Here is a 22,597-nt window from a genome sequence, read left to right as displayed (position 1 = left end):
ATCGGGAGAACTGCATGCTCTTGGACTCGCTGTACACCAACGGATCGTTCTACACCCAGCAGGGCAGGCGTCCGCGGGCGCACAGCGTGGGCGTCCACGGCGGGCGCATCGTCAGCCTGGATGATGAGCTGCCGGCGTCGCTCTTCCGCGACGTGTTCGACCTGGGCGGCGCCGCCGTCGTCCCCGGTTTTAATGATGCCCACTGCCACCTGAGTTACGTGGGTCAGGCGCTGGTCCAGGCCGATCTCCGGCCAGCGGCGTGCGGCACCATGGACGAACTGCTGGCCGCCGTGGACCGCGCCTGCCTGGCCGCGCCCGAAGGGGCGTGGGTCCAAGGTGCCGGTTACGACCAGAACTATCTGGGCAACCAGCACCCCACGGCGGAGCAGCTCGACGCCGTTAGCCATGGCCATCCCGTGTGGCTGATGCACAACTCCCGGCACATGGGGGTGGCCAACACGGCAGCTTTCGATCGGGCCGGCTACCCCGGCCGCCGCAATGTCACCGCGCCCGACGGCGGGGCCGCTCCTGCCGACACGGACGGCAGGGCCTTCGGGCTGCTTCAGGAGACTGCCCGGGCGCTGGTCATGGACGCCATTCCCGGACCCGGCGTGGAGGATGTTGCCGAAATGGTGGGCGCGGGCAGCGCCGCGCTGCTGGAGCTCGGCGTCACCAGCATCACCGAGCCCGGCCTGGGCGCCCCGCAGCACATAGGCCACAGCTTGTCAGATATCGCCGGGTACCAGCTGGCGCGCGATGCCGGGAAACTCGGTGTGCGTGCCACGGTGATGCCCTACCTGACCACGCTGCACGGGCTGGGCGATGCCGACGTGGAAGGCTCATCCGGCACGCCCCCTGTTGCCCGGATGGGCCTGGACCTGGGTATGCGCTCCGGGTTCGGCGACGAATGGCTGCGGCTGGGGCCGGCCAAGATCCTGTCCGACGGTTCGCTGATCGGCCGGAGCGCCTTTATGTGCTGCGACTACCAGCACGAGGCAGGTGGGCCGGAAGGCAACCGCGGACTCCTCCAGTTCCCGGCCCAGGAGCTGCGCCGCCGCGTCATCGGAGCCCACCGCGCGGGCTGGCAAGTGGCAACCCACGCCATCGGCGATGCAGCACTGGATGTCGTGCTGGACATTTTCGAGGAGGCCCAAAAGCTCTACCCGCGGCAGGACGCGCGGCACCGGATCGAGCACGTCAACGTTGCCGGCGATGACCAGATCAAGCGACTGGCGTCGCTTGGCCTCATTCCGGTCCCGCAGGGCCGCTTCATCAACGAACTCGGCGACGGCGCGGCCCGAGCACTGGGCCCGGAGCGGACCCGCCTTTCCTACCGGGTGAAATCCCTGCTCGACGCCGGCATCGAGATCCCTGCCAGCACTGACGCGCCAGTGGTTTCCGGAGACCCGCTCCTGAACATCCACGACCTGGTGAACCGTCGCACCTCCTCCGGCGCGGACTTTGGTCCGGAGGAACGCATCAGCGTGGCCCAGGCCGTGCGCGCCTACACCGTGGGCAGTGCGCACGCTGTGCACGAGGACCACTACAAGGGCTCGCTGGCACCGGGCATGCTGGCCGACTTTGTTGCACTGACCGAGGACATCTACGAGGTTCCCGCCGACACCCTCCGCGATGTCCGCGTTGCGGCCACCGTCGTGGGCGGCAGGCTGGTCCACGGCAGCCTAAAGGGCTAGCGGCTCCGGGGTCGCCCCGGGTGGCCAGTCGCCGCTGCGGGCGCGGCGTTGATCGCCCCTGCCGCTATTCATGCTTTTTAGTTATCCATTTTCAACTTTATATGTATTAGACAGCATGAACTTCCCCGCCAATACTTGAGAAAACCCCTGAGCGCCGGCACCGAAGCCGGCCGCCGGACCCACTGCCAGATTCCTGGCCATCCCCTATCGAGGAGCACCACTTTGGAGACGAAAACCCACGCCGGCCAGGCGATCGTTGATTCGCTCGCCCTGCACGGCGTCAATCGCGTATTTGCTGTCCCCGGCGAAAGCTACCTGGCCGTGCTTGACGGGCTCCACGGAGCCGACATTGAGACGATTGTGTGCCGCCAGGAAGGCGGCGCCGCCTACATGGCAGAGGCCCACGGGAAGTTCACCGGCGAACCCGGCGTGGCCATGGTGACCCGCGGGCCGGGAGCCGCAAATGCTTTCGTTGCCATCCACGCCGCCTGGCAGGACGCCACACCCCTGGTCCTGTTCGTGGGCCTGATCCCCGTGGCGGACCGGGAGCGCGAGTCCTTCCAGGAGTTCGATCCGAAGGCTTGGTTCGGCACGCAGGCAAAGCGCGTCCTGGTCTTGGACGAAGCCTCGCGCGCCTCGGAAGTGGTGGCCGAAGCCTTCTTTGCCGCCAAGTCAGGCCGTCCCGGCCCAGTCATCGTGGCCCTGCCAGAGGACGTCATCACCCATGAGTTCACCGGCGACCTGCACCCGCCCATCGCCGTGGCCGAGGGGGCGGTGTCCGCCGCCGAGCTCGAAGTGGTCCGCACCGCCCTGGCCAGCGCAGAGAAACCCGCCATCTTTGTCGGCGGCCAGCGCTGGACCCCCGCCGCCGCAGCAGCAGTCACTTCCTTCGCCGAGGCCAACGGCATCCCGGTCATCCAGGACTGGCGGGCCGCGGACCGCATCCCCTTCGATTCCGAGGTATTCGTCGGCGCCCTGGGATACGGCCGCACCGCTGAGACCGCCCGGATCTTCACCGAGGCCGATGTGCTGCTGGCCATCGGTGCCGTGCCCACCGACGTTCCGACGGACGGCTACACCCTGCGGCAGTCTCTGGACGCCACGAATATTGTGGTCAACATCGACAGCTCCCTGCGGGGCCGCTCCGGCGCGGTGACGGCCCACGTCCTCGCCAGTCCGGTGGCCTTCGCCGAGGCCATCAAGGACCTGCGGCTCGGCAAGGCTGCCCAGTGGGACTCCTGGCGCGCTGCCGGCCGGGCCGCGCAGGCTGCGTTCAGCGCCCTTCCGGACCTGGCGGCCCTTCCCGGCACGCGTGAAGGCACCGGCCACATGAGCGCCGTGGTGTCCGAACTTGTCCGGCGCCTGCCGCACGACGCCGTGTACAGCTTCGGCGCGGGCAACCACTGCGCCTGGGCCCAGCGGTACCTGCCCACCAACGTGTTCCCGTCGCAGCTGAGCATGCGCAACGGTTCCATGGGCTACAGCGTGCCGGCGGCAGTGGCCGCCTCGCTGCAGAGCCCGGAACGACTGGCCGTGGCCGTCGCCGGCGACGGGGAATTCCTGATGAACGGCCAGGAGTTCGCAACCGCAGTGCAGTACGGTGCCGCGATGCTCATCATCGTGATGGACAACGGCCAGTACGGCACCATCCGGGACCATCAGGAGCACCATTTCCCGGGCCGCGTCAGCGGCACGCAGCTGGCCAACCCCGATTTTGCCGCCTTCGCCCGCGCCTTCGGCGGCCACGGCGAAACGGTGACCAGCGACGCGCAAGCCGCGATCGCCGTCGAGCGTTCCCTCAAAGCTGTTCGAGACCAGCGCATCCCGGCCATCATCCACGTCATCACCGACCCCGCGATCGCCCTCCCCTAAGCGATCCAAACACTCAAGGAGCACAGCATGAGCCTCTATGCCGTCACCAACCCGGCCACCGGCGAGACCGTCAAGGCCTACCCCACCGCCACCGATGAGCAGATCCACGCCGCGGTAGCCACCGCCGACGCCGCCTTTAGGGCGTGGAACCGGACGGCGTTGGCGGACCGCGTGAAGTTGCTGGGCCGCGTGGCTGAGCTGTACACCGAGCGCCGCGACGAGCTGGCCGCAATCGTCACCCGGGAGATGGGCAAACCTGTCTTCCAGGCGCAGATCGAGGTGGACATCGTGGCGTCCATCTACCGGTATTACGCCGAGAACGGTCCGTCCTTCCTGGAGGACGAGGAGCTGGAAGTCGCTGCTGGCGGCACGGCGATTGTCCGCAAGGACGGCCTGGGTGTCCTGCTGGGGATCATGCCCTGGAACTTCCCGTACTACCAGGTGGCCCGCTTCGCGGCGCCCAACCTGATGAACGGCAACACCATCCTGCTGAAGCACGCCCCGCAGTGCCCGGAATCCGCGCTGGCGGTGGAGCAGATCTTCCGGGACGCCGGCGCGCCCGAGGGCGCGTACCTGAACCTCTTCGCCACGAACGGCCAGGTGGCGGACATCATCGCGGACCCCCGGGTGCAGGGCGTCTCGCTCACCGGCTCGGAGCGCGCAGGATCCGCCGTTGCCGAGATCGCCGGCCGGAACCTCAAGAAGGTGGTGCTGGAACTCGGCGGCTCGGATCCGTTCCTGGTGCTGGACTCGGCTGACCTGGACCAGGCGGCCACGCATGCCCTGCTCGGCCGCTTCGGCAACACCGGCCAGGCCTGCAACGCGGCCAAGCGGATCATCGTGGCGGACGCGGTATATGACCTGTTCGTGGAGAAGTTCGTAAGTGCCGTGACCTCCATGAAGGTGGGGGACCCCACCGAGGCTGACACGTTTATGGGGCCGCTGTCCTCCACCGCCGCCCTGGACGGCTTGGCTGCGCAGGTGGACGACGCCGTCGCCAAGGGCGCCACCGTGCTTACCGGCGGCGGCCGGCTGGATCAGCCGGGGGCGTGGTTCCAGCCAACGGTCCTGGCGGGCGTCACCGAGGACATGCGTGCTTTCTCGGAGGAGCTGTTCGGCCCGGTGGCGGTGCTGTACCGGGTGTCCTCCGAGGATGAGGCCGTGGAGCTCGCCAACAACTCCGTGTATGGGCTGGGTGCCGTTATCCAGTCCACCGATCCGGCCAAAGCCGCGGAGATCGCCGACCGCCTGGAGACCGGGATGGTGTACATCAACGAAGCCCCCGGCTCTGCCGCGGAGCTGCCCTTCGGCGGCATCAAGCGCTCCGGGGTGGGCCGTGAACTGGGCAAGTACGGCATGGATGAGTTCGTGAACCGGAAGCTGATCCGTACCGCAAAGTAGCCATCGGGAAAGCGATGCGGAAAACACCATGAAAAGACGCCAGAACTTCCAGCTACGGCCTGGGACATCCACTCCCACCCAGAAGGGACCCCACATGACCGCCCTACCCTCCGACAAGTTCCGGTCCTACGACTTCAGCCATCTTTGCCTTGGTGATCTCATCGAGGCACGGCAGAACCACAAAGTTCACCACCGCGGCTACATCGAAGAAGCCCACCCCGAATTGGGCGTGTTCTGGATTCAGGACACCATCACGGGCACCCGGCGGCTGATCGATTTCGATTCGTTCGAGATCTTTTTTGGCCGTCATACGGAAGCAGTGCCGACCACCGTGTAGTCCGACCTGAATTACTCATAGAGACGGGTGGCGCCCGCAGACAGGATCTGCGGGCGCCTCCCGTTTGCGTGTGGCTGTGCGGCTAGTCAGAGGATGCTGCCCCGGCAACGGCGTCGCTGAATACTTTGCCGAGGATGGCTGCGCCCTTGCGGATCTCGTCCAAGGACGGCAGGCAGAAGGACATCCGCAGTTCGTTGTGGCCGCTGCCGTCCGTGTAGAAGGCAGTTCCGGGGACGTACACCAGACCGCGTTCGATGCAGTCGTAGACCAGTGCTTCGGTGTCAATCCCGGCCGGAACCTTCACCCAGAGGTAGAAACCTCCGGTGGGCCGGTTCCAGATGGTGCCGGCGGGCATGACCTCGGCGAGCGTTTCCACCAGGGCATTGAACTTTTCCCGGTAGATGGCCCGGTATTCGACCAGCTTGTCCCTCCAGGCGGGGTCATCCAGGTAGGCGCTGATGAGTTGCTGTGAGTAAACCGCGGGGTTGAGCTGCGAGGTCTCACTGGCGTTGAGCAGGTGGCCGTACAACGACGCCGGCGGCAGGACCCAGCCCACGCGGAGTCCGGGGGCGATCATCTTGGAGAACGAGCCGAAGTACAGGGTGATGTCCTCGAAGCCGGGTTGAATGGCGGGCATGGTTTCGCCGTCAAAGCCCAGGAGCCCGTAGGGGTTGTCCTCGAAGATCAGCAGATCGTTGCTGCGGCACAGCTCACCGACCTGCAGGCGGCGTTCGGCGGAGAGGTTCACACCTCCGGGGTTCTGGAAATTGGGAATGGTGTAGAGGCCCCGGGCGGTCTTGCCGTCGGCACGGACTTCGCCGATGAGCCGTTCGAGTTCTTCCGGGATCAGACCGTCGGCGTCCATCGGGACGTGGACAATTTCGGCCTCGTAGCTGGTGAAAACGGCCATGCCGCCTGCGTAGGACGGCCCTTCGGCGAAGATGACGTCGCCGGGGTTGACCAGGACGCGCGCGGCGACGTCGAGGGCCTGCTGGCTTCCCGAAGTCACGATGACCTGGTCAGGGCCAGCTGTGATGCCCTCGAGTTTCATGAGCTCACAGATGTGGGCGCGCAGTTCTGGGATGCCATCGCTGGAGCCGTACTGGAAGGAGCGCTCCCCGCTTTCGAGCAGGATCCGCTGGGCGTCTGCCGCGATCCGCTCGAACGGCAGGGCGCCCAGGTAGGGGGCGCCGTTGGCGAAGGAGATCATGCCCGGCCGCTGGGCGGCCCTGAACACTTTGCGGACTTCCGAGGGGCGCGCGGCGAGGGTGCGCTGCGCCAGGTGCTGCCGCCGGGCGGGGACGCTGGTGTCGCCGGGAGTGGGGGCAGCGCCTGCGGAAGTTTCGACGGATACGGACATGGAATTCCTTTCAGTCACGAGTATCCTCCCAGTGTCGCGCCGGCCGGCGAATGCTGTCTAAGACCAAAATTCGAGCGAACTCATGCTTGGACGGCATGAGGTGGCTGTTGGAAATCTGCCGTCGACGGGATCTGGAGCGAAAACCCGGCCCGTAAAATGGTGCCATGGTGAAATCAGCTCCCCGGTTCGCGGGATGAAGAGCGCTGGTGGCCGCCTGCTGGCCGGACTTGAGCTCGACCGCGCGGCGGCTCAGCCCCTGCACCAGCAACTGTACGCGCAACTGCGCACCCAGATCCTGACAGGTTCGATGCCGAGCGGAACCCGGCTGCCCTCGACCCGCACACTCGTCACCGAGCTGGGAGTCTCGCGGATCACAGTCGTGTCCGCGTTCGAGCAACTCACCGCCGAGGGCTTCCTGCGCTCACGCGCGGGAGACGGCACCTACGTCGACACCCTGTGGAGCGACGCCGCCCCGCAGCGGCCGATGTCCCGGCCGCCGCTGTCCGAACGCGGAGCCGCCACCTCCTCGCGGGGCACCGACCTGTTCAGCGAGGCGCCGCACGCGTGGGCGCCGGCCGAGACCGAATCGTTCGTTGCCAGCCAGGTTGCGTCCTCGGCTTTCCCCGCGGCGACCTGGAAGCGCCTGCTGGGGCGCCATGCCGGACGCACCGATCCGCTTGCGATCGGGTACAGCGATCCCCACGGCCATCGCCCACTGCGGGAAGCGATCGCGGACTACGTCAACGACGTCAGGGGCCTGGGGTGCACGGCGGACCAGGTCATTGTCACCTCCGGCGCGCAGCAGGCGTTCAACGTGCTGGCGGTTCTCCTGCTCGACGCCGGCGACCCTGTCGTCGTCGAGGACCCGGGGCACATCTCCGGACGGCTCGCCTTCCAGTCCCAGGGCTGTCCTCTCCGGGGCGTCCCCGTCGACGGCGAGGGAGCGGCCGTCCCGGACGATTCCGACGACGCGGCGCCGGCTCGCCTGGCCTGCTTGACCCCCGCGCGGCAGCATCCGCTCGGCATCGCCATGAGCCCGGCACGGCGCGCGGAGTGGATCGCGTGGGCGCAGCGAAACGGGAGCTGGATCGTCGAGGACGACTGCGACAGCGAGTTGCGGTACCGGGGGAAACTCTTCCCGACGCTGTTCGGGCTCGACCTGAGCAGGCAAGTGATCACCGTGGGCTCCTTCAGCAAGGTGCTCGCGCCGTCGATCCGCCTCGGATACTGCGTGCTGCCGGAGGACCTGGTGAAGCCGTTCGCATCCGCATCATCGGTCATCGGACGCCCGCCCGCGACGGTGCTCCAGATGGCACTCACGGACTTCCTGTCGGAAGGGCATCTGCACGCCCACCTTCGCCGCACCCGCCGCCTGTACGCCGCACGTCAGGACGCCCTGCTCGAAGCAATCGATCATCAGTTGGGCCACAGGATTGAAGCCGCCCCCGTCGACGCCGGCCTGCACGTGATGGGCTGGCTTCGTGAACCGGTCGATGATATCGAGGTGGCGCGGGGACTGGCCGCGGGCGGGGTGTACACCTACCCGCTCGGCGAGTACCGGCTCACCCGACAGCTTCCCCCGGCGCTGCTGATCGGGTTCGCCGGCACCGCGGAGGAGCACATGCCGCGGGCTGTCGGCAGAATGGCCGCCGCGTGGGACCGATGGGAGCTCGCCACCGCAGTTTCCTGAATGGACTTAACGGCTGCGTCCTTAATGGACCTTTTTCGAAATCCATTACCGGCGTACAAATGAGGAGTGACATTCGCCACCACCCTTGAAACGCCCCCCGAGGAGCCAACGATGCCCCCTGCAGACGCCCAATTTCGGGCACTCCTGAGTCCCCGCCTCAACGAAGAGGAGATCGGGTCCCTGCCCCGCCTGACCGACGAGCTGGCCCGGACCCTGATCGAACGAATCGACCGCGCCCGCCTGTTCGCCCACGCCTACGCCCTCCTTGGCAACCTGACCTACGGCGGGTACGGGCCCGACGATGTGCTCGACTTCGCGCATCGGCACGGCCTGGCCGGCGCATGCATCCACCTCCTCGACGGCGAGGAGCGGAGCCTGGGCCGGATGAGCGACGACAGACTGTGCGAGTTCGCCGACCGCGCGCGCCGCCTGGGTCTGAGCATCCACCTCGAGATCAGCACCACCCTGCGCGCGGACGTGGACGAGGTGGTCCGGATCGCGGGCGTCCTCGGCGTCCAGCGCATCCGCGTCTACTCGCGATTCGAGGGCACACTCTCGGAGGTAACGACCCTGATCGAGCAGGACCTGCGCCGGCTCGCCGTGCTCGCCGACGGGCACGATCTGCACTTCTCCTTCGAACAGCACGAGGAACTGCGCTCCACCGAGATCGCCGAATTGCTGCGCCGGGTCTCCCATCCGCGCCTGCATGCCATGTTCGATTTCGGAAACATGATTAATGCCTGTGAGCGTCCCATGGATGCCCTCGCCGCGCTCGCACCGCACATCCTGCAGGCGCACCTGAAAGGAGTTCATGTCCTCCCCGAGGGGGACGGATTTGGTCACCGCGGAGTGCTGCAGGGAAGTCCCGAGGACGACTTGCCCGGCGCGCGGATGCTCTTCGAGCTCCTGATGCTCGGTGAGGACGAGCCCCAGGTCATCGCCCTGGCCCTCGAACAGGAAAACCTCTACTACGCTCCCGCCTTCCGCCACGCCGGGGAGGGCGAGGACCCTTTCATCCCGTACCGCGATCTGAGCACCACCGGCATCCCGGCCGGATGGACCCGGGATGATCTGCTCGCTGCAGAACCGGGCTGGGCCGACCATCAGGTGGCCTATGTGAAGGATCTGCTCACCTCGCTGCGCGACATCGCCGTCCTGCAGCTCGACACGACGAACGCTCTGGCAGGTGCACGATGACTACGATGGCCACGACCCCCGAGAAGTCCACGCCCCGCATCGACCGGAGCAAATGGGTCCGCTTCGCCCTGCTTGTCATGGCCGGCGGCACGATCTACAAGCTCGCCAACCTCAAGGACGCGTTCTACGTCCCCATGCAGGAGGCAATGAGCCTCAGCCACACCGAGATCGGTACGCTGCTGAGCGTCAACTCGATGGTCGCGACGGCACTCTTTATCGTCGGCGGCTACCTCGCCGATCGCTTCTCCACGCGGATCCTGATCCCGCTCGGGCTCGTCGGCACCGGAGCGCTGGGCCTGTTCCTCAGCACCTTTCCCGGCTTCGGCACGCTCCTTCTCCTGTTCGCCCTGCTTGCCGTGTGCTCGGACTGCCTGGTCTGGCCCGCGCTGCTGAAGAGCATCCGCCAGCTCGGCGGTCCGAAGGAACAGGGGCGGCTCTTCGGCCTGCTCGAGGGCGGCCGCGGCGTGGTCGACACTGCCGTGGCGTTCTCCGCGCTGGGCATCTTCGTCCTGCTCGGTTCGGGTACCGGCGGATTCCGTGCGGCCATCGCCTTCTACGCCATCATTAACATCGCCGTCGGCGTGCTGCTGTTCCTGCTGCTCCGCAACCAGACCGGCGAGCAGACGAGCGAGCATCCCGCGCCGAAGAAGCGGAAGGCCGGCCTCGGCGAGATCTGGCGCGCGGCGAAGCTGCCGCAGCTGTGGTGGGTGAGCTTCACCGTGTTCATGGTGTACGTCGTGTACTGCGGCCTCACCTATTTCATCCCCTACCTGACCTACGTGTACGGGCTGCCTGTTGCGCTGGTCGGCGCCTACGGCATCATCAACCAGTACGGCCTGAAAATCCTCGGCGGCCCGATCGGCGGCGTCCTCGCGGACAAGGTGTTCAAGGGTGCGAGCCGGTACATCCGGTTGGCGTTCCTGTGCCTGATCCCGGTGGTGGCAGTGCTGCTGGTCCTCCCGGCCGATCCGAGCAGCCAGATCCCGGCGATGATCGTGACCCTGCTGTTCTCGCTGATCGTCTTCACCATGCGGGGTGTGTTCTGGGCGCCGATGGACGAGGTCGGGATCCCGGAGGAGACCAGCGGGACCGCCTTCGGAATCGCGTGCCTGGTCGGCTATGCACCAGGGATGTTCGCCTTCATCGTCTACGGGGCAATCCTCGATGCCAATCCGGGAGCCGGCGGCTACCACATCGTGTTTATCGTGCTCGCAGCGCTCGCGCTCGTGGGAGCGATCGTGTCCAGCGGGCTCGTGCGGGCCGCCCGGGCCCGACGGGCTGTGGCCGAGGTCTGATCGTCTGCCGGACGCTAACGACATCCATTGGCAGCTCAGCACCCAGGAATGAACCTTGTGGGCGGACGACGGCGGGATTTCCCGCCGTCGTCCGCTTCCGTCTGGTGCCTACTGGCCGAAGTGGACCTTTTCCCAAGCCAGAACGTCCGCGCCGTCGGCACTGTTGCCGGCGACCGTGAACCTGACGTAGTTGGTGGCGTTGGCGGATCCATCCACGGTGATGCGCTGCAGGTCATCGGCGGCGGGGTGGCCGTAGATGTCCAGCCAGGGTGAGCCCTCCGCGAGCGGCTGGTTCTCGGCGAAGACGTGGCTGTCGCCGTTAATGAGGTAAACCGGGGCGTCGAAGCTGTTGGTTTCGTCGATGATGGCCTGCACGATTTCGCGGAAGCCGGACATGGTGTCCGGGTTGGCAGTCGCGGCGGCGAGCAGGGACGGGTCGAACATGTCGGCCTGGGTCATCAGGACAACGGCGCGGTCGTCGCGGCGTTCGGCGTCAGCGAAGGTGTCGCGGATCTGGGCCAGGACGGCGTCCGTCCGGTGCTCAACTTCGGCCAACTGCTCGGGCGTGGCTGTGGTTTCGCCCAGGCCGGTCCACGGCTGCAGCGAGTTGTTGCTGCCCTGGATATTCAGCACGGAAAACGCCACCCGGTTCTGGGCGAAGCGGACGTTTTCCGGCAGCCCGAGGTCCGCCTGGGTTTTGACAGGCATGGTGGCGCCCAGAGTCTTGCCGGACTCGTCGAAGAAGACATCCCGCAGCTTATCGAGCCGTTCCAGCGGGTTGTAGGCGCCGTTGTTGGTGCGGTGGCAGTCCACCCATTCGTTGTCGCCCGGGGTGAAGACCAGCGGGTGCTCGAAGGTGTCGAACTGCGTGCGGATGTTCTCGAAGTACTCGTCCGAGCAGATCGAGGAGCCGTTCTTGATGTCGCCCACGTGGGTGACGAACCTCAGGGCGCTGTCGGCGTTGATGTCCTGGATGCGGGCGGGGAACTTCGCGATTTCGGCCTCGCCGTAGGGGATGTCGCCGATCACGCCGAACGTGAACGCCTGGCCGTCGGCGGTGTTGTCAGCGGCGGTGGCGGGCTGGGACGCAAGGAGGACGAGCGCCAGGACGGCTGCCGCCGCCGTCGTCGTCTTGATGATCTTTGAAGGCATGACAATGTTCCTCTTCTTTGCGGGGTTGGGGCTTGAGGTGTGCGGGTTAGGCCGCGCGGGCGGTCAGGAACTGCTGCAGCGCGGCGAGGTCGTCGGTGTTGATGTGGTCCACGCCGGCGTCGAAGAGTTCGTTCCAGATGGCTTCGCGTGCGGTGCCGGGCATGTCCGGGGTGGCCCAGAAGCGGACGCGGTAGCCATTGGCGTGCGCTTCGGCCACGTAGCCGTGCAGCTTGGCGCGCTCGGCCTCCGGCATGGGGCCCACGCCCTGCCAGATGAAGAGCTTGGTCCAGTTGTCGCTGACCAGCGGCATCAGGCCGGCAGGCTTTCCGGAGGTGAGGTCTGCGGAGCGGCCATCGTAGAAGCTGAAGCGCGTCTCCTGCGCCTGCATGGTGGCCAGCGGGCGGTTTCCGCTGATGACCGCGGTGACCGGGCCGGTCTTGGTGGTGCCGTCGCTGTAGCGGCTCATGATGTCGCGGTGCTCGGCCAGTTCCTGCTCGATTGCAGTGTAGGTGGATTCGCCGTCGCTCTTGATGTCGATCAGAAGCTGCAGGCTGCCATCCCACTTCGGGTAGACGCTGTGGCCCTGGCCGCGGACCAGGTCCTGGAGCGGATCGAGGTAGAGGCTCTCGAGCGTAACGCCGGGCTGGACATCCTCCAGGTCGTGGGCAACCAGCAGCTCGCCGTCCACCAGCCACACGTCCGCTTCCACGCTGGTGAAGCCATGCTCCAGCGCATCGAACAGGGGGTGGTCATGCTCATAGTCGTTGTGCGCATGCGCCTGGGCGAGCGGCTGGCCGACGACGACGGGAGCCGGCTTGGTTGCCTCTGCCTGGGCAGGGGCTGCTACTGTCCCGGCCAGGGAGGCAAGGACGGCGACCGCGGCAAGGGTGCTTTTCACGAACACGGAGTACTCCTTGAATACAGGGGATTCTCCGCCCGGCACATGGGGCCTGCCGGGCAAAAGGGGGCATGAAAAGACTGCTGGTCGCGGGAGAACGCTGGAGGGCGTGTTGGTGGCTGGTGGGTGAACTGGGAAGGATCATTGGCGTGTTGGGGCTGAGGGAGGCCCCGCCAGTACACGTTTCGCCAGAAAATCCCATGCGCCCGTGAAGACGTTGACTGGAGAAGGCCGGTTGCGCCGCGCAGGCAGTGACGATCATCAACAAGGGAGAGATCATGCATACACGAACACTCGGGCAAGGTCTGCAGGTTTCGGCCTTTGGCCTTGGCTGCATGCATGTCGCAGAGCTATGGGCCCAACCCCGGTGACCGCCACGAGATGATCCGCGTGCTCCGCGACGCGGTCAGGATCGGAATCAACTTTTTTGACACGGCCGAGGTGTACGGCCCCTTCGTCAACGACGAACTCGTCGGCGAAGCTCTCGCGCCGGTCCGTGACGAGGTAGTGATATCAACCAAGTTCGGGTGGCGGATCGAAGACGGCAAATCGGTGGGGCTCAACATCTCACCTGAGCGGATCAAGCGAGCTGCGGACGAGTCACTTCGCCGGCTGCGCGTCGATACCCTCGATCTCTTTTACCAGCACCGCGTCGACCCCGCCGTGCCGATCGAAGAGGTGGCCGACCTGAATGCTGTGGCCAGCCGCATCGGCGTGCAGGGGAACCGCTACAACGACACGCACATGGGTCTCGTCGGACGGTGACTTGCAGGCACAGTCAGCCTTCCACGATCTGACTGATCCCGAACTCTCCCACGGCGAACATCCGCGGATTGTCGTCGGAGTTGCTCAGCAGGGCGGTGGACAGGATAAGAGCCCAGCCCCGGGCCCTCATCCAGGTGTCCCCTGCCACTGCGTGGCCAAAGGCGTCCATAAAGCGGTGGCGGGCGCCGACGTCGAACATCAGCCATCCCACTGCAAGATCGACAGCCGGGTCCCCGGCCCCGACATCGCCGAAATCGAAGCCGGCCAGCGAGCCGTCGTCCGTCAGCAGCACATTGCCCGGGTGAAGGTCCCCGTGGAGCATCATCGGCGGACCGTCCCAGGCTTTAGCGGCACAGGTCTGCGCCCACACCGCTCTCAGCGCTGCCGCCTGCGGGTAGCGTTCGCGGTCCCCGAGCCGTTCCACCACCGCAGAGCCATGCTCCAGCAGCGGCACGCCGCGGAAAGGATTCACCGGGACGCCGGTGTCGGCGGGCACGTGGAGGGAGCGGAGGAAATCGGCCAGACCTTCAGCGGCCGGCCCACGGCCTGCGGGTCCGACGTCGGCCGCGGCGGCTCCGGGGACCCATCGCACGATGCTCCACGGCCAGGGAAAGTCCGATGTCGGCAGGCCGGCATGGACGTGGACAGGAACCGCCACCGGGGAGCGGCAGGCTATGTCGGGAAGGTAGCGCTGCTCATGAAGGATCAGCGGCACGGCCTCCGCCCTGCGCGGCAGCCGGACGGCCAGGTCGTCGCCGAGCCGGAAGGTCGCGTTGTCCCAGCCATTCGTGACCCGCATCAGCGGACGATCGGCGAGATCGGGCCGCTGGTCCCGGACAAGGCACTGGACGACGGCGTCATTCACTTCCATCGTGGCTGGGGGCATTCCCGCCATTCAGGCTCCGCCTTCCGTGTCCTGATTCGCCGTTGCGGCTTCGATGGCCCTGGAACCGGACCAAAAATGGTCCACTGGTCGAAACCAGTATCGCCCCGCAAGGATAAAATTAAGCGCGTACTTGCTGGCCACCCAATTCATTCTGGCCCCGAAGTGCCCGGATGCATGGCTGGCGTAGATCAAGACCGGCGCCCCGTGTCACGTCGGAGCCGCGGCGCAGGCCGAAAAGCCGGCACATCTTTCGACCCTTTCATTGGGCGGGCAGGCGGACGCCCGCACGATCGTGCAACTCGTCGCACAGGAAAACGCCCGCCGCGTGTACGCGCTCCCCTGAGCGCCGCCCCTGATAGGTACCGGATTCCTGCCGGGGGGACACGATGGCGCGTGAAGCCCGGTCAGCTTCGCGGCGTCTCCGAGTGCAGCCTTCCGTCATCCGGTAGCGGTCCGCCAGCCCGTCCAGCTGGAACTGCCAAGACTCGACCGTGTTCCCCGCCCGCCGATCAGCAGTACATCCGGCCCGTCGCCAACCTGCTCCGTCCAGATTTCGAGTTCCCCGGCTTTCACATAGCGCCACATTGCGGCCCTCCTGTCTCGTTCGGCCGCCGGCTGAACGGTCCTGCCGGCGGCGGCGCCTCCCCGCGCTCGGCAACCCGCCGGGCAGCCCATTCGCAATCTACTCTCCTGTGTGCGGGGGTGCCTAGGCGGGCTAAATGGCTAGGCGGCACGGTCATTCAGGCGGGCACCCCACGTTGTCCGCGGACCGTTGTCCGGGCGCCGCAGGCGAATCTATACTGTGGACACTGCGAACAGTTCCAGTGCCTTGGCGGCTGGAAGTATCCCTGCAGCGCCGACTCCGGCGAGATCAATTCCACTATTGGACCAGGGGTGCCAACCCCATGGCACGGAAGCAGCAGGCCGATGAACACACTGCATCAGGAAGAGCAGGGCGGCGAAGTGGACCGCGCCCTGGAGGAGTTGCGCGGGCGCCTGGCGGGGTCGGTGATCGAACCGCAGGATCCGGTGTACGACGAGGCCCGGGCGGTATGGAACGGCATGATCGACGCGCGTCCGCGGGCGGTCATCCGCGCGGGAGCCGTCGGGGACATTGATCCCGTCCTTCACACGGCCCGGCGCACCGGCCTGCCGCTGGCCGTCCGCGGGGGCGGGCACAACATCGCCGGCCACGGCACTGTCGAAGGCGGCCTCGTGCTGGATCTTGGCCAGTTGCGCGGTGTGGAGGTCGATGCAAAAAACCGACTCGTGACCGTCGAACCCGGGGCGACCCTTGCCGACGTCGACCGGGCCACCGCCACGCACGGACTGGCCGTGCCGCTTGGCGTGATCAGCGCCACCGGCGTCGCGGGACTGACGCTCGGCGGAGGGGTGGGCTGGTTGACCCGGCCCAACGGTCTGAGCCTGGACAACCTGGCCTCCGCCGACGTCATCACCGCCACCGGAGAGCACCTGCGCGCCAGCGAACAGGATAACCCCGAGCTGTTCTGGGGGTTGCGCGGCGGAGGCGGGAACTTCGGCGTGGTCTCGTCCTTCACCTTCCGCGCCCGGCCGCTGCCGGCTGCCGTACTGGGTGGAAACTTCTTCTACCGCCCGACCCACTGGAAGAGCGCGCTGAGCGCGTTCGGCCGGTGGACGCAGGATCTGCCCGAGGAGATGAACCCGATCATCTCCTTCCTCGTGCTCCCGCCCGACCTCGAGATGGGGGAGGAGCCGTGGATGATCATCGGCTTTGCCTGGGCTTCGGAGAACCACCAGCCCGGGCTCGAGCTGATCGAGCAGCTGCGCGCCGCCGCGCCCCCGGACGAGGAGGAAGTCGCGCCGACCGCCTGGCTCCAGTGGCAGTCCGCCATGGACAGCCTCTTCCCCAAAGGCTCCCGGGGGTACTGGAAGAACTTGTCGTTCTCCCGGCTGGACGACGTCGCCGTCGACGTTCTGGTCGGTTTCGCCTCTGAGGTGACCTGGATGGGGACCGGGATCGATATCCACCACATGGAAGGGGCCTTCGGGCGTGTGCCGGAGGAGGCCACAGCGTTTCCCAACCGCTCGGCGAAGTACTGGCTGAACATCTACGGATTCTGGCACGACCCCGCGGAGGACGAGCGGCTGAGCGCGTTCGCCCGGAAGGCCTACACTCTCATGCAGCCGTTCGGCGAGCACGGCGAGTACGTCAACTTCCTCGGCGCAGAAATCGGACAAGACGTCGCCGAGGCCGCGCGTCAGGCCTACGGGCCGGATACTTATGACCGGCTGGTGGCACTGAAGAACCGTTTCGACCCGGACAACCTTTTCCGCCTCAACCACAACATCGTGCCGACCTCCGGCTGAGACAGCGAAGGCAGTCACAGATGCCTGGTTCTTCTTCCTCCGCCAGCCTGATCATGCGCAGTTCGTCCTCCACCGCGCGGGAAGGCCAATAGTCCTTCGCCAGTTCATTTGCCCGGATTTTGTCTACCGCCGGTACGAGCTTGCTGAGCAGCGCGGCAGCCTCAAGCAGGGCGATCAGCGCTGTGGTCTTGGCATCGGGGGCCTTAGCGTCAGGCTTCGCGGGAGCGGCCGTCCCGGCATCCGGCGCCCCGACATCGGTCGCCGTGGCATCAGCCGTCCCGGCATCGGCCGGCAATCCGCCGAGTGCGGCCTGGATCTTTTCCAGGAGCGCGGCCTTCGGACCGTGGTCCTTCGCAGCGGCCGATGTCCCGGCCGCCGCTGTCCGAACGCGGGGTCGCCACCTCTTCGAGGGGCACCGACCTGCTCAGCGTGTTCATCGTGCTCGCGGCCCTCGCGCTCGTGGGAGCTTCGTCCCGCCTCTTGCTTGTGAGAAACGTCTCAAATAAATACGGCCGAAGCCGGGTACCAGTCGCGGACGGGTAATGTTATCTGTTCGTAATAGGACCTGACTGAAATGTGTTTGAATATGCCTGAAGACTCCACTAGTGAAGACAAGCCGAAACAGCTCCTCGGACTAAGCGGAACCCAGACCATTGGCTCGGCGTTGGCCGCGGTGACCTCTGCCCTGGTTGGGTCCTTTCTAGGCGTTGCCGGGACCCTTATCGGAGCCGCACTCGGCTCCATCGTTGCCACCGTGGGCGCGGCTCTCTATGCCCGGACACTCAGTTCGGCTGCCACAGTGGCATTGAGGAAAATTCCCCAGCGACGCAGGGGCGGACTGCCTGCTGACGACGGCGACGTGCTGGCTGCCAACGCTCCGGCCGAAAGCGACGAACCTCGAGCCAAACGGCCGAGGAGGCAGGTCACCCCCAAGACCTGGATCAAGGTCGGGGCGGTCAGCGCCGCCGCATTCGTTATCGCAATGGTCGGTGTCACTGCGGTCGAATTCGGAACCAATCAGCCCATCTCCAGCCTTGTCTCGTCGACGTCGAGCATCGACGGCGGTACGTCCGGTCCCACGACGACGCTGGGCAAGGCATTGAGCGGCAATCCAGCTGTCCCGGACGAGACCGACCCATCGACGGAGGACCTGGCGGAAGTGCCGGAGCAAGTCGAGGAAGGCGCCAACAAAGAGCGTGGCCTGACTACGGACGGTAGCCCCAGCCGCGGGGACAGCGGCTCGGCCGGAACTGAAGAGCCGGGAGCCGGCGAATCAAGCGACACCATGCCGGCGGACCTTTCCCCCGAAATCGAACAGAGCCCGGAGCCTGCCTCAGGGACCGCACCGACCTCGGAGCCCGAGGTGTTCTCGGATTCGGGATCGGCCGAGCAGCCCGCACCGTAACGGCAAAGCTACGGATACAGGCCCGATAAGGCACTCGAGCTGTTAGGGATGGCGGGGCCGGGGCGACGGCGTTGTGGCGGCTGACTCATCCGCCGAGGACCACCGGATTCTCAGCGGTCAGCCCGCGCCCTGGCCCTCGCGGGCCACCTCCTCCAGAATCCTGGCTGTCGGCGCTGCCGACATCAGCTGCCCTATCACCTCCGGTTTGTCCCACACCTGGCTGCGCAGCCGTTCCAGAAAGACGGTCGCAGCGTCCTTGGTGTCGAAGTCAAGGAGCACGGCCACGCTGTTCCGGTCCTCCGTATCCCGGAACAAGCGGACAGACCGGGCGCCCGAGGCGGCGCGGCCTGCGGGATCGCTGTCGAAGACGTTCCTAAAAGCCTCGTAGTCCCGGACCGGATAGCTAATCTGCAGCGTGAACATCGTTGTTCCTTCCCTGGGCTGTGTCAGGAACACGATAGGCCGTCCAGCGTCATCCCGGTAGGGCCGGAGGGCGGCCCCGATCCAGCGCTGCGCTGCCCTCCTGACTTGTCTATCCGTACCCCTGCGCGGTCGACGGCGGCAGGCGCCTAACCGGCCACTGACGCCGTCTCGGCGTACCGCAGGAGGTAGGCGGTTTCAGCAGCGGTGAGCTTCCGGGGGCGCTCCGATTCACGGTCCAGCGGGACCACCACCGTGGTGCCTATAAAGACGGAGCTGCCTAGTTGGATTCCCGTATGGCGGACGGTGAAGGACCCGTTGCCTACCCTGGTGATGTCGAGCACCAGCAGGAGCTCATCCTCGTAGCTGACGGGTTTCCTGTACTCCACGTTCAGTGAAGCCACCACCTTAGGGCACTGGAACGTTTCCAGCCCTTCGGATGCCGCCGTCGAGTTCAACCACCTGACGCGTGCCTCCTCCATCAGCGTGACGATGCGGGCGTTGTTGATGTGCCCGTTAAGGTCCTGGTCGGACCAGCGGAGCGGCATGATCATTTCGAAGTGCTCATGCATGCCGGCGTCCTCGGCGGTTTTGATCAGCAACCGGCCCATCCCTCTCGTCAGTCTTTCGCGTGTGCCCTTCACAACCTTCCCAGCGCTCATGGGAAAGTTCCAATACTGATCCGCCATCTCATTGAGTGGGCGTTCGAATGAATGGTCCCCGCAGGTGCTGAGGAAGCTCACCGGACGCCCGATGTCCCAGCTTAGGGGCATATGTCCCCCGGGCGACGGGCCTGAGAGAATGGCCCAATGGAGATCGCGCTGGGAATTCTGGCTCTCGTCGCGGTGATCTGTGCCGGAAGCGCCCTGGGCCGGAAGCTCAATATTTCCGTTCCGCTGCTGCTGGTGCTGGCCGGCGTCGCCGGTTCCTTCCTCCCGTTTGTTCCGCCCATTGAGCTGAACCCGGAACTGGTCCTCGTGGGCTTGCTGCCGCCCCTGCTCTACGCCGCGGCGCTGCGGACTTCGCTCTTCGATTTCCGCTCCAACCGCCGCGCCATCGGGCTGCTCTCGGTGGGCTATGTCATTTTCGGCACCGTCACAGTGGGCTTCGTCGTCTGGTGGCTGTTCCCTGAAATCCCGTTGGCCGCAGCATTCGCCCTCGGCGCCGTCCTGGCGCCGCCGGATGCGGTGGCCGCCACCGCCATCGCCCGGAAGGTGGGAATGCCCCGCCGGATCGTCACCATTCTCGAGGGCGAATCCCTGGTCAACGACGCCACCGCCCTGATCTGCCTCCGCGCTGCCATCGCCGCCATCGCCGGGTCAGTGTCCGCAGCGGAAATCGCGGGTGGATTCCTACTCGCGGCCGGTGGCGGGGTGGTGGTGGGCCTGGCCGCTGCCTACGTACTGACCGAGCTTCGCAAGCGGATCCGGAACGTCCCCATCAATACTTCGACGTCGCTGGTGGCCCCTTTGGTCGCGTACCTCCCGGCTGAGGCGATCCATGCCTCGGGTGTCCTCTCCGTCGTCGTGACCGGGCTGGTGATGGGCACCAAGGCGCCCTCCATGCCCAACGGCGCCGCCCGGCTAAGCCAGCGCAGCAACTGGAACACGGTGCAGTTCCTGCTGGAAAACACGGTGTTCCTGCTGATCGGGCTGCAGGTGCGGACCATCATCGATGGCGTCCAGGACGATTCCCTTGGCGCCGCCAGGATCTGGGCCGGCTGCGCCATAATCCTGCTGGCGGTGCTGGTGCTGCGGCCCGTGTGGGTGTTCCCTGCCACCTACCTGCCCCGGCTGATCCCCGCCGTGCAGCGGAACGATCCGGCGCCGCCGTGGCAGTTCGCGGCGATTGTCTCGTGGGCCGGGATGCGGGGCGTGGTCACCCTCGCCGCGGTGCTGGTGCTGCCCCCGGACCTGGAACACCGTTCCGTGCTGATCCTCGTTGCCCTGGTGGTCGTGGGCGGCACGCTGGCATTGCAGGGCCTCACTCTTCCGGCGCTGGTCCGGGTCCTGCGGGTTCAGGGCCCGGACCAGCGCGAGGACGCGCTGAACCAGGCTTCACTGATGCAGCTGGCCACCGCCGCCGGCGTGGCGCGCCTGCAGGAACTGCGTACGGACGACGATCCGCCGGAAGTGGTGGCCATGCTGAAACGGCGCACCCAGGAGCGCGGGCTGGCGGCATGGGAACGGCTCGGCCGGCCGTCCTCGGAAGCGGCAACCCCCAGCGAGCGCTACGCCCGGCTGCGGCTTGCCATGCTGGAAGCAGAGCGGGCCAAGGTGCTGGAGCTGCGCCGCGGCGGCGAATACGCGCAGGAGGTCCTCAGCGACGTGCTCGACCGGCTGGATGTTGAGGAATCCATGCTTGATCTGGCACTGGACGAGGTGGATACGTCCGGCGAGGGCGGCGGGGAAGGGATCGCGAGGCCGGGCGGGGTGTGCGGCCACATCGAATCGGCCCCGCCCCGGGAGGTGCCCCGCGACGCCTACTGTGCGGCCTGCCGGCAGGAAGGCACGACGACGGTGCACCTGCGGATGTGCCTGGCCTGCGGCCAGGTGGGGTGCTGTGATTCCTCCCCCGGAACCCACGCGTCCAAGCACTTTAGGGCGACCGGGCACCCGGTCATGCGCAGCATTGAGCCGGGCGAAGAATGGCGCTGGTGCTACCAGGACGACCTGCTGGGCTGACGGCGGAAGTCTGAGAACACAAGAAGCGGACAACGGCGGAACCTCCCGCCGTCGTACGTTTGAATTAGTGCCGGGTGGCCTTCTATTTGGCCCGGTCGGCGTCGTCGTAGGGTCGGCCGCGGAAGTGGGCGCGGAGGTAATCCCCCACCACGGCGGCCACACAGTTCGGAGGTTCGAATGTCCGCCCTGCGCACCCACGACATAGGATCAAGAGTGTGGAACTAACCGGGAGGACGCTTTGGCGCCCCTGGGGCGGGTAGGCGAGCCGCAGAAACTACTGGAGAGTATTGATCATGGCTTCGAAGAATAACCCCGAATCCCACGTCGAAGAGGAGTCAGGCCAGCACGGCGGCGTCCAGTCAGTTGACCGGGCCCTCGCGGTCCTGGAAATCCTGGCGCGCGACGGCCATGCGGGCGTGAGCGAAATCGCCGAAGAGATGGGCATCCACAAGTCCACGGTCTCCCGCCTGCTCGGTTCACTGGTGAGCAGGGAATTTGTCCACCAGAACAGCGACCGCGGAAAGTACCAGCTGGGCTTTGGTATCCTTCGGCTGGCAAGCTCCATCCCCGGCCGACTCAGCCTGGTCCGTGAAGCTCGGCCCGTGCTTGAAAGCCTTGCCGAAGACTTCAAGGAGACGGTGAACCTCGCCGTCCATCGCTCCAACTACGCCGTCAACGTGGACCAGGCCATGGGCCCGTCCATGCTTGCCACCTACGACTGGGTGGGCAGCCTGACTCCGCTCCATGCGACCTCGAGCGGGAAAGTCCTGCTGGCCGCGCTGTCTGCGGATGAGCGGAACCGTATCCTGACAGAGACAGGACTGCCGGCCCGGACTCCGCGGACCATCACCAACCGGGGAAAGCTGGAGAACGAGCTGATCAACGTCGCCCGGAACGGCTACGGCGTCACCCTGGAGGAATTCGAAATCGGCATCAACTCCATGTCCGTACCGGTGTACAACCACCTGGGAGCGGTCATTGGTGCCATCAGCATCTCCGGCCCTGCCTTCCGTTTCGACCCCGAGAAGGAGCCGGGGCTCGTCGAAGGAATCAAGGAGGCAGGCCTCCAGGTCAGCGCCAAGATGGGCTATACCAGGCGCTAGTCCGAAAATGAGATGACCTGCCTGTGGTCGGGGCCAGCGTGTGGGTGTCCGGAGGCGACATGGAGCCTCCGGTGGTCATGAAGATGGGA

General features: G+C 66.4%; 17 protein-coding genes and 1 pseudogene. 12 read left to right on the top strand and 6 right to left on the bottom strand.

What is annotated here, in order from left to right; translation table 11 throughout:
* The first annotated feature begins 14 nt into the window (after positions 1–14).
* The 4 genes from J2X01_RS17180 to J2X01_RS17165 all read left to right on the top strand — a co-directional run bounded on the left by J2X01_RS17180 (position 15) and on the right by J2X01_RS17165 (position 5,304).
* Entirely contained in the window at positions 15–1,694 is a 1,680-nt protein-coding gene (locus J2X01_RS17180; RefSeq protein ID WP_310060175.1) for an amidohydrolase, read from the top strand.
* A gap of 222 nt (positions 1,695–1,916) precedes the next feature.
* Positions 1,917–3,566 (top strand): thiamine pyrophosphate-dependent enzyme, encoded by a 1,650-nt coding sequence (locus J2X01_RS17175; protein ID WP_310060172.1) that lies wholly within the window; start codon positions 1,917–1,919, stop codon positions 3,564–3,566.
* A 27-nt stretch (positions 3,567–3,593) separates the two neighbouring features.
* Entirely contained in the window at positions 3,594–4,967 is a 1,374-nt protein-coding gene (locus tag J2X01_RS17170; protein ID WP_310060170.1) for an NAD-dependent succinate-semialdehyde dehydrogenase, read from the top strand.
* A 94-nt stretch (positions 4,968–5,061) separates the two neighbouring features.
* Positions 5,062–5,304: a hypothetical protein gene (locus J2X01_RS17165; protein ID WP_310060167.1), complete on the top strand. Its 243-nt coding sequence runs from the start codon at positions 5,062–5,064 to the stop codon at positions 5,302–5,304.
* An 82-nt stretch (positions 5,305–5,386) separates the two neighbouring features.
* Here the strand turns inward: J2X01_RS17165 and J2X01_RS17160 are convergent, their stop codons facing one another.
* A complete protein-coding gene (locus J2X01_RS17160) occupies positions 5,387–6,664 on the bottom strand; it encodes an aminotransferase-like domain-containing protein (RefSeq protein WP_310060165.1) in 1,278 nt (425 codons plus the stop codon).
* Between the two features lie 193 nt (positions 6,665–6,857).
* On the opposite strand from J2X01_RS17160, the gene pdxR reads away from it, so the two are divergent.
* The 3 genes from pdxR to J2X01_RS17145 all read left to right on the top strand — a co-directional run bounded on the left by pdxR (position 6,858) and on the right by J2X01_RS17145 (position 10,846).
* Entirely contained in the window at positions 6,858–8,354 is a 1,497-nt protein-coding gene (pdxR, locus tag J2X01_RS17155) for a MocR-like pyridoxine biosynthesis transcription factor PdxR (protein WP_310060162.1), read from the top strand.
* Between the two features lie 111 nt (positions 8,355–8,465).
* The gene (locus J2X01_RS17150) at positions 8,466–9,551 is read left to right on the top strand and encodes a sugar phosphate isomerase/epimerase family protein (protein WP_310060159.1); all 1,086 of its coding nucleotides are present in this window, start codon (positions 8,466–8,468) and stop codon (positions 9,549–9,551) included.
* Positions 9,548–10,846 (top strand): MFS transporter, encoded by a 1,299-nt coding sequence (locus J2X01_RS17145; RefSeq protein WP_310060157.1) that lies wholly within the window; start codon positions 9,548–9,550, stop codon positions 10,844–10,846. The genes J2X01_RS17150 and J2X01_RS17145 overlap by 4 nt, the downstream gene beginning before the upstream one ends.
* A 108-nt stretch (positions 10,847–10,954) precedes the next feature.
* Here the strand turns inward: J2X01_RS17145 and J2X01_RS17140 are convergent, their stop codons facing one another.
* Entirely contained in the window at positions 10,955–11,998 is a 1,044-nt protein-coding gene (locus J2X01_RS17140) for a metallophosphoesterase family protein (protein WP_310060154.1), read from the bottom strand.
* Positions 11,999–12,044: 46 nt separating this feature from the next.
* Complete coding sequence (locus J2X01_RS17135) at positions 12,045–12,902, bottom strand: phosphatidylinositol-specific phospholipase C/glycerophosphodiester phosphodiesterase family protein (protein ID WP_310060151.1); 858 nt, start codon at positions 12,900–12,902, stop codon at positions 12,045–12,047.
* A gap of 272 nt (positions 12,903–13,174) precedes the next feature.
* On the opposite strand from J2X01_RS17135, the pseudogene J2X01_RS17130 reads away from it, so the two are divergent.
* Positions 13,175–13,580: pseudogene (locus J2X01_RS17130) on the top strand (aldo/keto reductase); the annotation flags it as partial.
* Between the two features lie 94 nt (positions 13,581–13,674).
* Here the strand turns inward: J2X01_RS17130 and J2X01_RS17125 are convergent.
* Positions 13,675–14,556 (bottom strand): aminoglycoside phosphotransferase family protein, encoded by an 882-nt coding sequence (locus J2X01_RS17125; protein WP_310060148.1) that lies wholly within the window; start codon positions 14,554–14,556, stop codon positions 13,675–13,677.
* Between the two features lie 918 nt (positions 14,557–15,474).
* On the opposite strand from J2X01_RS17125, the gene J2X01_RS17120 reads away from it, so the two are divergent.
* Positions 15,475–16,896 (top strand): FAD-binding oxidoreductase, encoded by a 1,422-nt coding sequence (locus J2X01_RS17120; RefSeq protein ID WP_310060144.1) that lies wholly within the window; start codon positions 15,475–15,477, stop codon positions 16,894–16,896.
* 586 nt (positions 16,897–17,482) lie between these two features.
* Positions 17,483–18,301, top strand: coding sequence for a proton-conducting transporter membrane subunit (locus J2X01_RS17115; RefSeq protein WP_310060142.1), 819 nt, complete (start codon positions 17,483–17,485; stop codon positions 18,299–18,301).
* A gap of 117 nt (positions 18,302–18,418) precedes the next feature.
* On the opposite strand, the gene J2X01_RS17110 is transcribed toward J2X01_RS17115, so the two are convergent.
* Together J2X01_RS17110 and J2X01_RS17105 are read right to left on the bottom strand one after the other, a co-directional pair.
* On the bottom strand, positions 18,419–18,724 hold the full coding sequence (locus J2X01_RS17110) for a hypothetical protein (RefSeq protein WP_310060140.1): 306 nt from the start codon (positions 18,722–18,724) through the stop codon (positions 18,419–18,421).
* A gap of 146 nt (positions 18,725–18,870) precedes the next feature.
* Positions 18,871–19,323, bottom strand: a complete 453-nt coding sequence (locus tag J2X01_RS17105; RefSeq protein WP_310060138.1) for an acyl-CoA thioesterase — start codon at positions 19,321–19,323, stop codon at positions 18,871–18,873.
* Positions 19,324–19,530: 207 nt separating this feature from the next.
* On the opposite strand from J2X01_RS17105, the gene J2X01_RS17100 reads away from it, so the two are divergent.
* Together J2X01_RS17100 and J2X01_RS17095 are read left to right on the top strand one after the other, a co-directional pair.
* Entirely contained in the window at positions 19,531–21,405 is a 1,875-nt protein-coding gene (locus J2X01_RS17100) for a Na+/H+ antiporter (RefSeq protein ID WP_310060134.1), read from the top strand.
* Positions 21,406–21,698: 293 nt separating this feature from the next.
* The gene (locus tag J2X01_RS17095) at positions 21,699–22,508 is read left to right on the top strand and encodes an IclR family transcriptional regulator (RefSeq protein WP_310060131.1); all 810 of its coding nucleotides are present in this window, start codon (positions 21,699–21,701) and stop codon (positions 22,506–22,508) included.
* The last annotated feature ends 89 nt before the right edge of the window (positions 22,509–22,597 follow it).

The organism is Arthrobacter ginsengisoli (assembly GCF_031456935.1).
GTDB lineage: Bacteria > Actinomycetota > Actinomycetes > Actinomycetales > Micrococcaceae > Arthrobacter > Arthrobacter ginsengisoli.
This window is presented reverse-complemented; position numbering and strand designations above follow the sequence as displayed.

What these genes read in the sequence shown, in the direction of transcription:
- J2X01_RS17180 (WP_310060175.1), top strand. Translation starts at nt 15, where the DNA reads ATGCTCTTGGACTCGCTGTACACCAACGGATCGTTCTACACCCAGCAG.
- J2X01_RS17170 (WP_310060170.1), top strand. Translation starts at nt 3,594, where the DNA reads ATGAGCCTCTATGCCGTCACCAACCCGGCCACCGGCGAGACCGTCAAG.
- J2X01_RS17165 (WP_310060167.1), top strand. Translation starts at nt 5,062, where the DNA reads ATGACCGCCCTACCCTCCGACAAGTTCCGGTCCTACGACTTCAGCCAT.
- J2X01_RS17160 (WP_310060165.1), bottom strand. Translation starts at nt 6,664, where the DNA reads ATGTCCGTATCCGTCGAAACTTCCGCAGGCGCTGCCCCCACTCCCGGC.
- pdxR (WP_310060162.1), top strand. Translation starts at nt 6,858, where the DNA reads ATGAAGAGCGCTGGTGGCCGCCTGCTGGCCGGACTTGAGCTCGACCGC.
- J2X01_RS17150 (WP_310060159.1), top strand. Translation starts at nt 8,466, where the DNA reads ATGCCCCCTGCAGACGCCCAATTTCGGGCACTCCTGAGTCCCCGCCTC.
- J2X01_RS17145 (WP_310060157.1), top strand. Translation starts at nt 9,548, where the DNA reads ATGACTACGATGGCCACGACCCCCGAGAAGTCCACGCCCCGCATCGAC.
- J2X01_RS17140 (WP_310060154.1), bottom strand. Translation starts at nt 11,998, where the DNA reads ATGCCTTCAAAGATCATCAAGACGACGACGGCGGCGGCAGCCGTCCTG.
- J2X01_RS17125 (WP_310060148.1), bottom strand. Translation starts at nt 14,556, where the DNA reads ATGGCGGGAATGCCCCCAGCCACGATGGAAGTGAATGACGCCGTCGTC.
- J2X01_RS17120 (WP_310060144.1), top strand. Translation starts at nt 15,475, where the DNA reads ATGAACACACTGCATCAGGAAGAGCAGGGCGGCGAAGTGGACCGCGCC.
- J2X01_RS17115 (WP_310060142.1), top strand. Translation starts at nt 17,483, where the DNA reads ATGCCTGAAGACTCCACTAGTGAAGACAAGCCGAAACAGCTCCTCGGA.
- J2X01_RS17110 (WP_310060140.1), bottom strand. Translation starts at nt 18,724, where the DNA reads ATGTTCACGCTGCAGATTAGCTATCCGGTCCGGGACTACGAGGCTTTT.
- J2X01_RS17100 (WP_310060134.1), top strand. Translation starts at nt 19,531, where the DNA reads ATGGAGATCGCGCTGGGAATTCTGGCTCTCGTCGCGGTGATCTGTGCC.
- J2X01_RS17095 (WP_310060131.1), top strand. Translation starts at nt 21,699, where the DNA reads ATGGCTTCGAAGAATAACCCCGAATCCCACGTCGAAGAGGAGTCAGGC.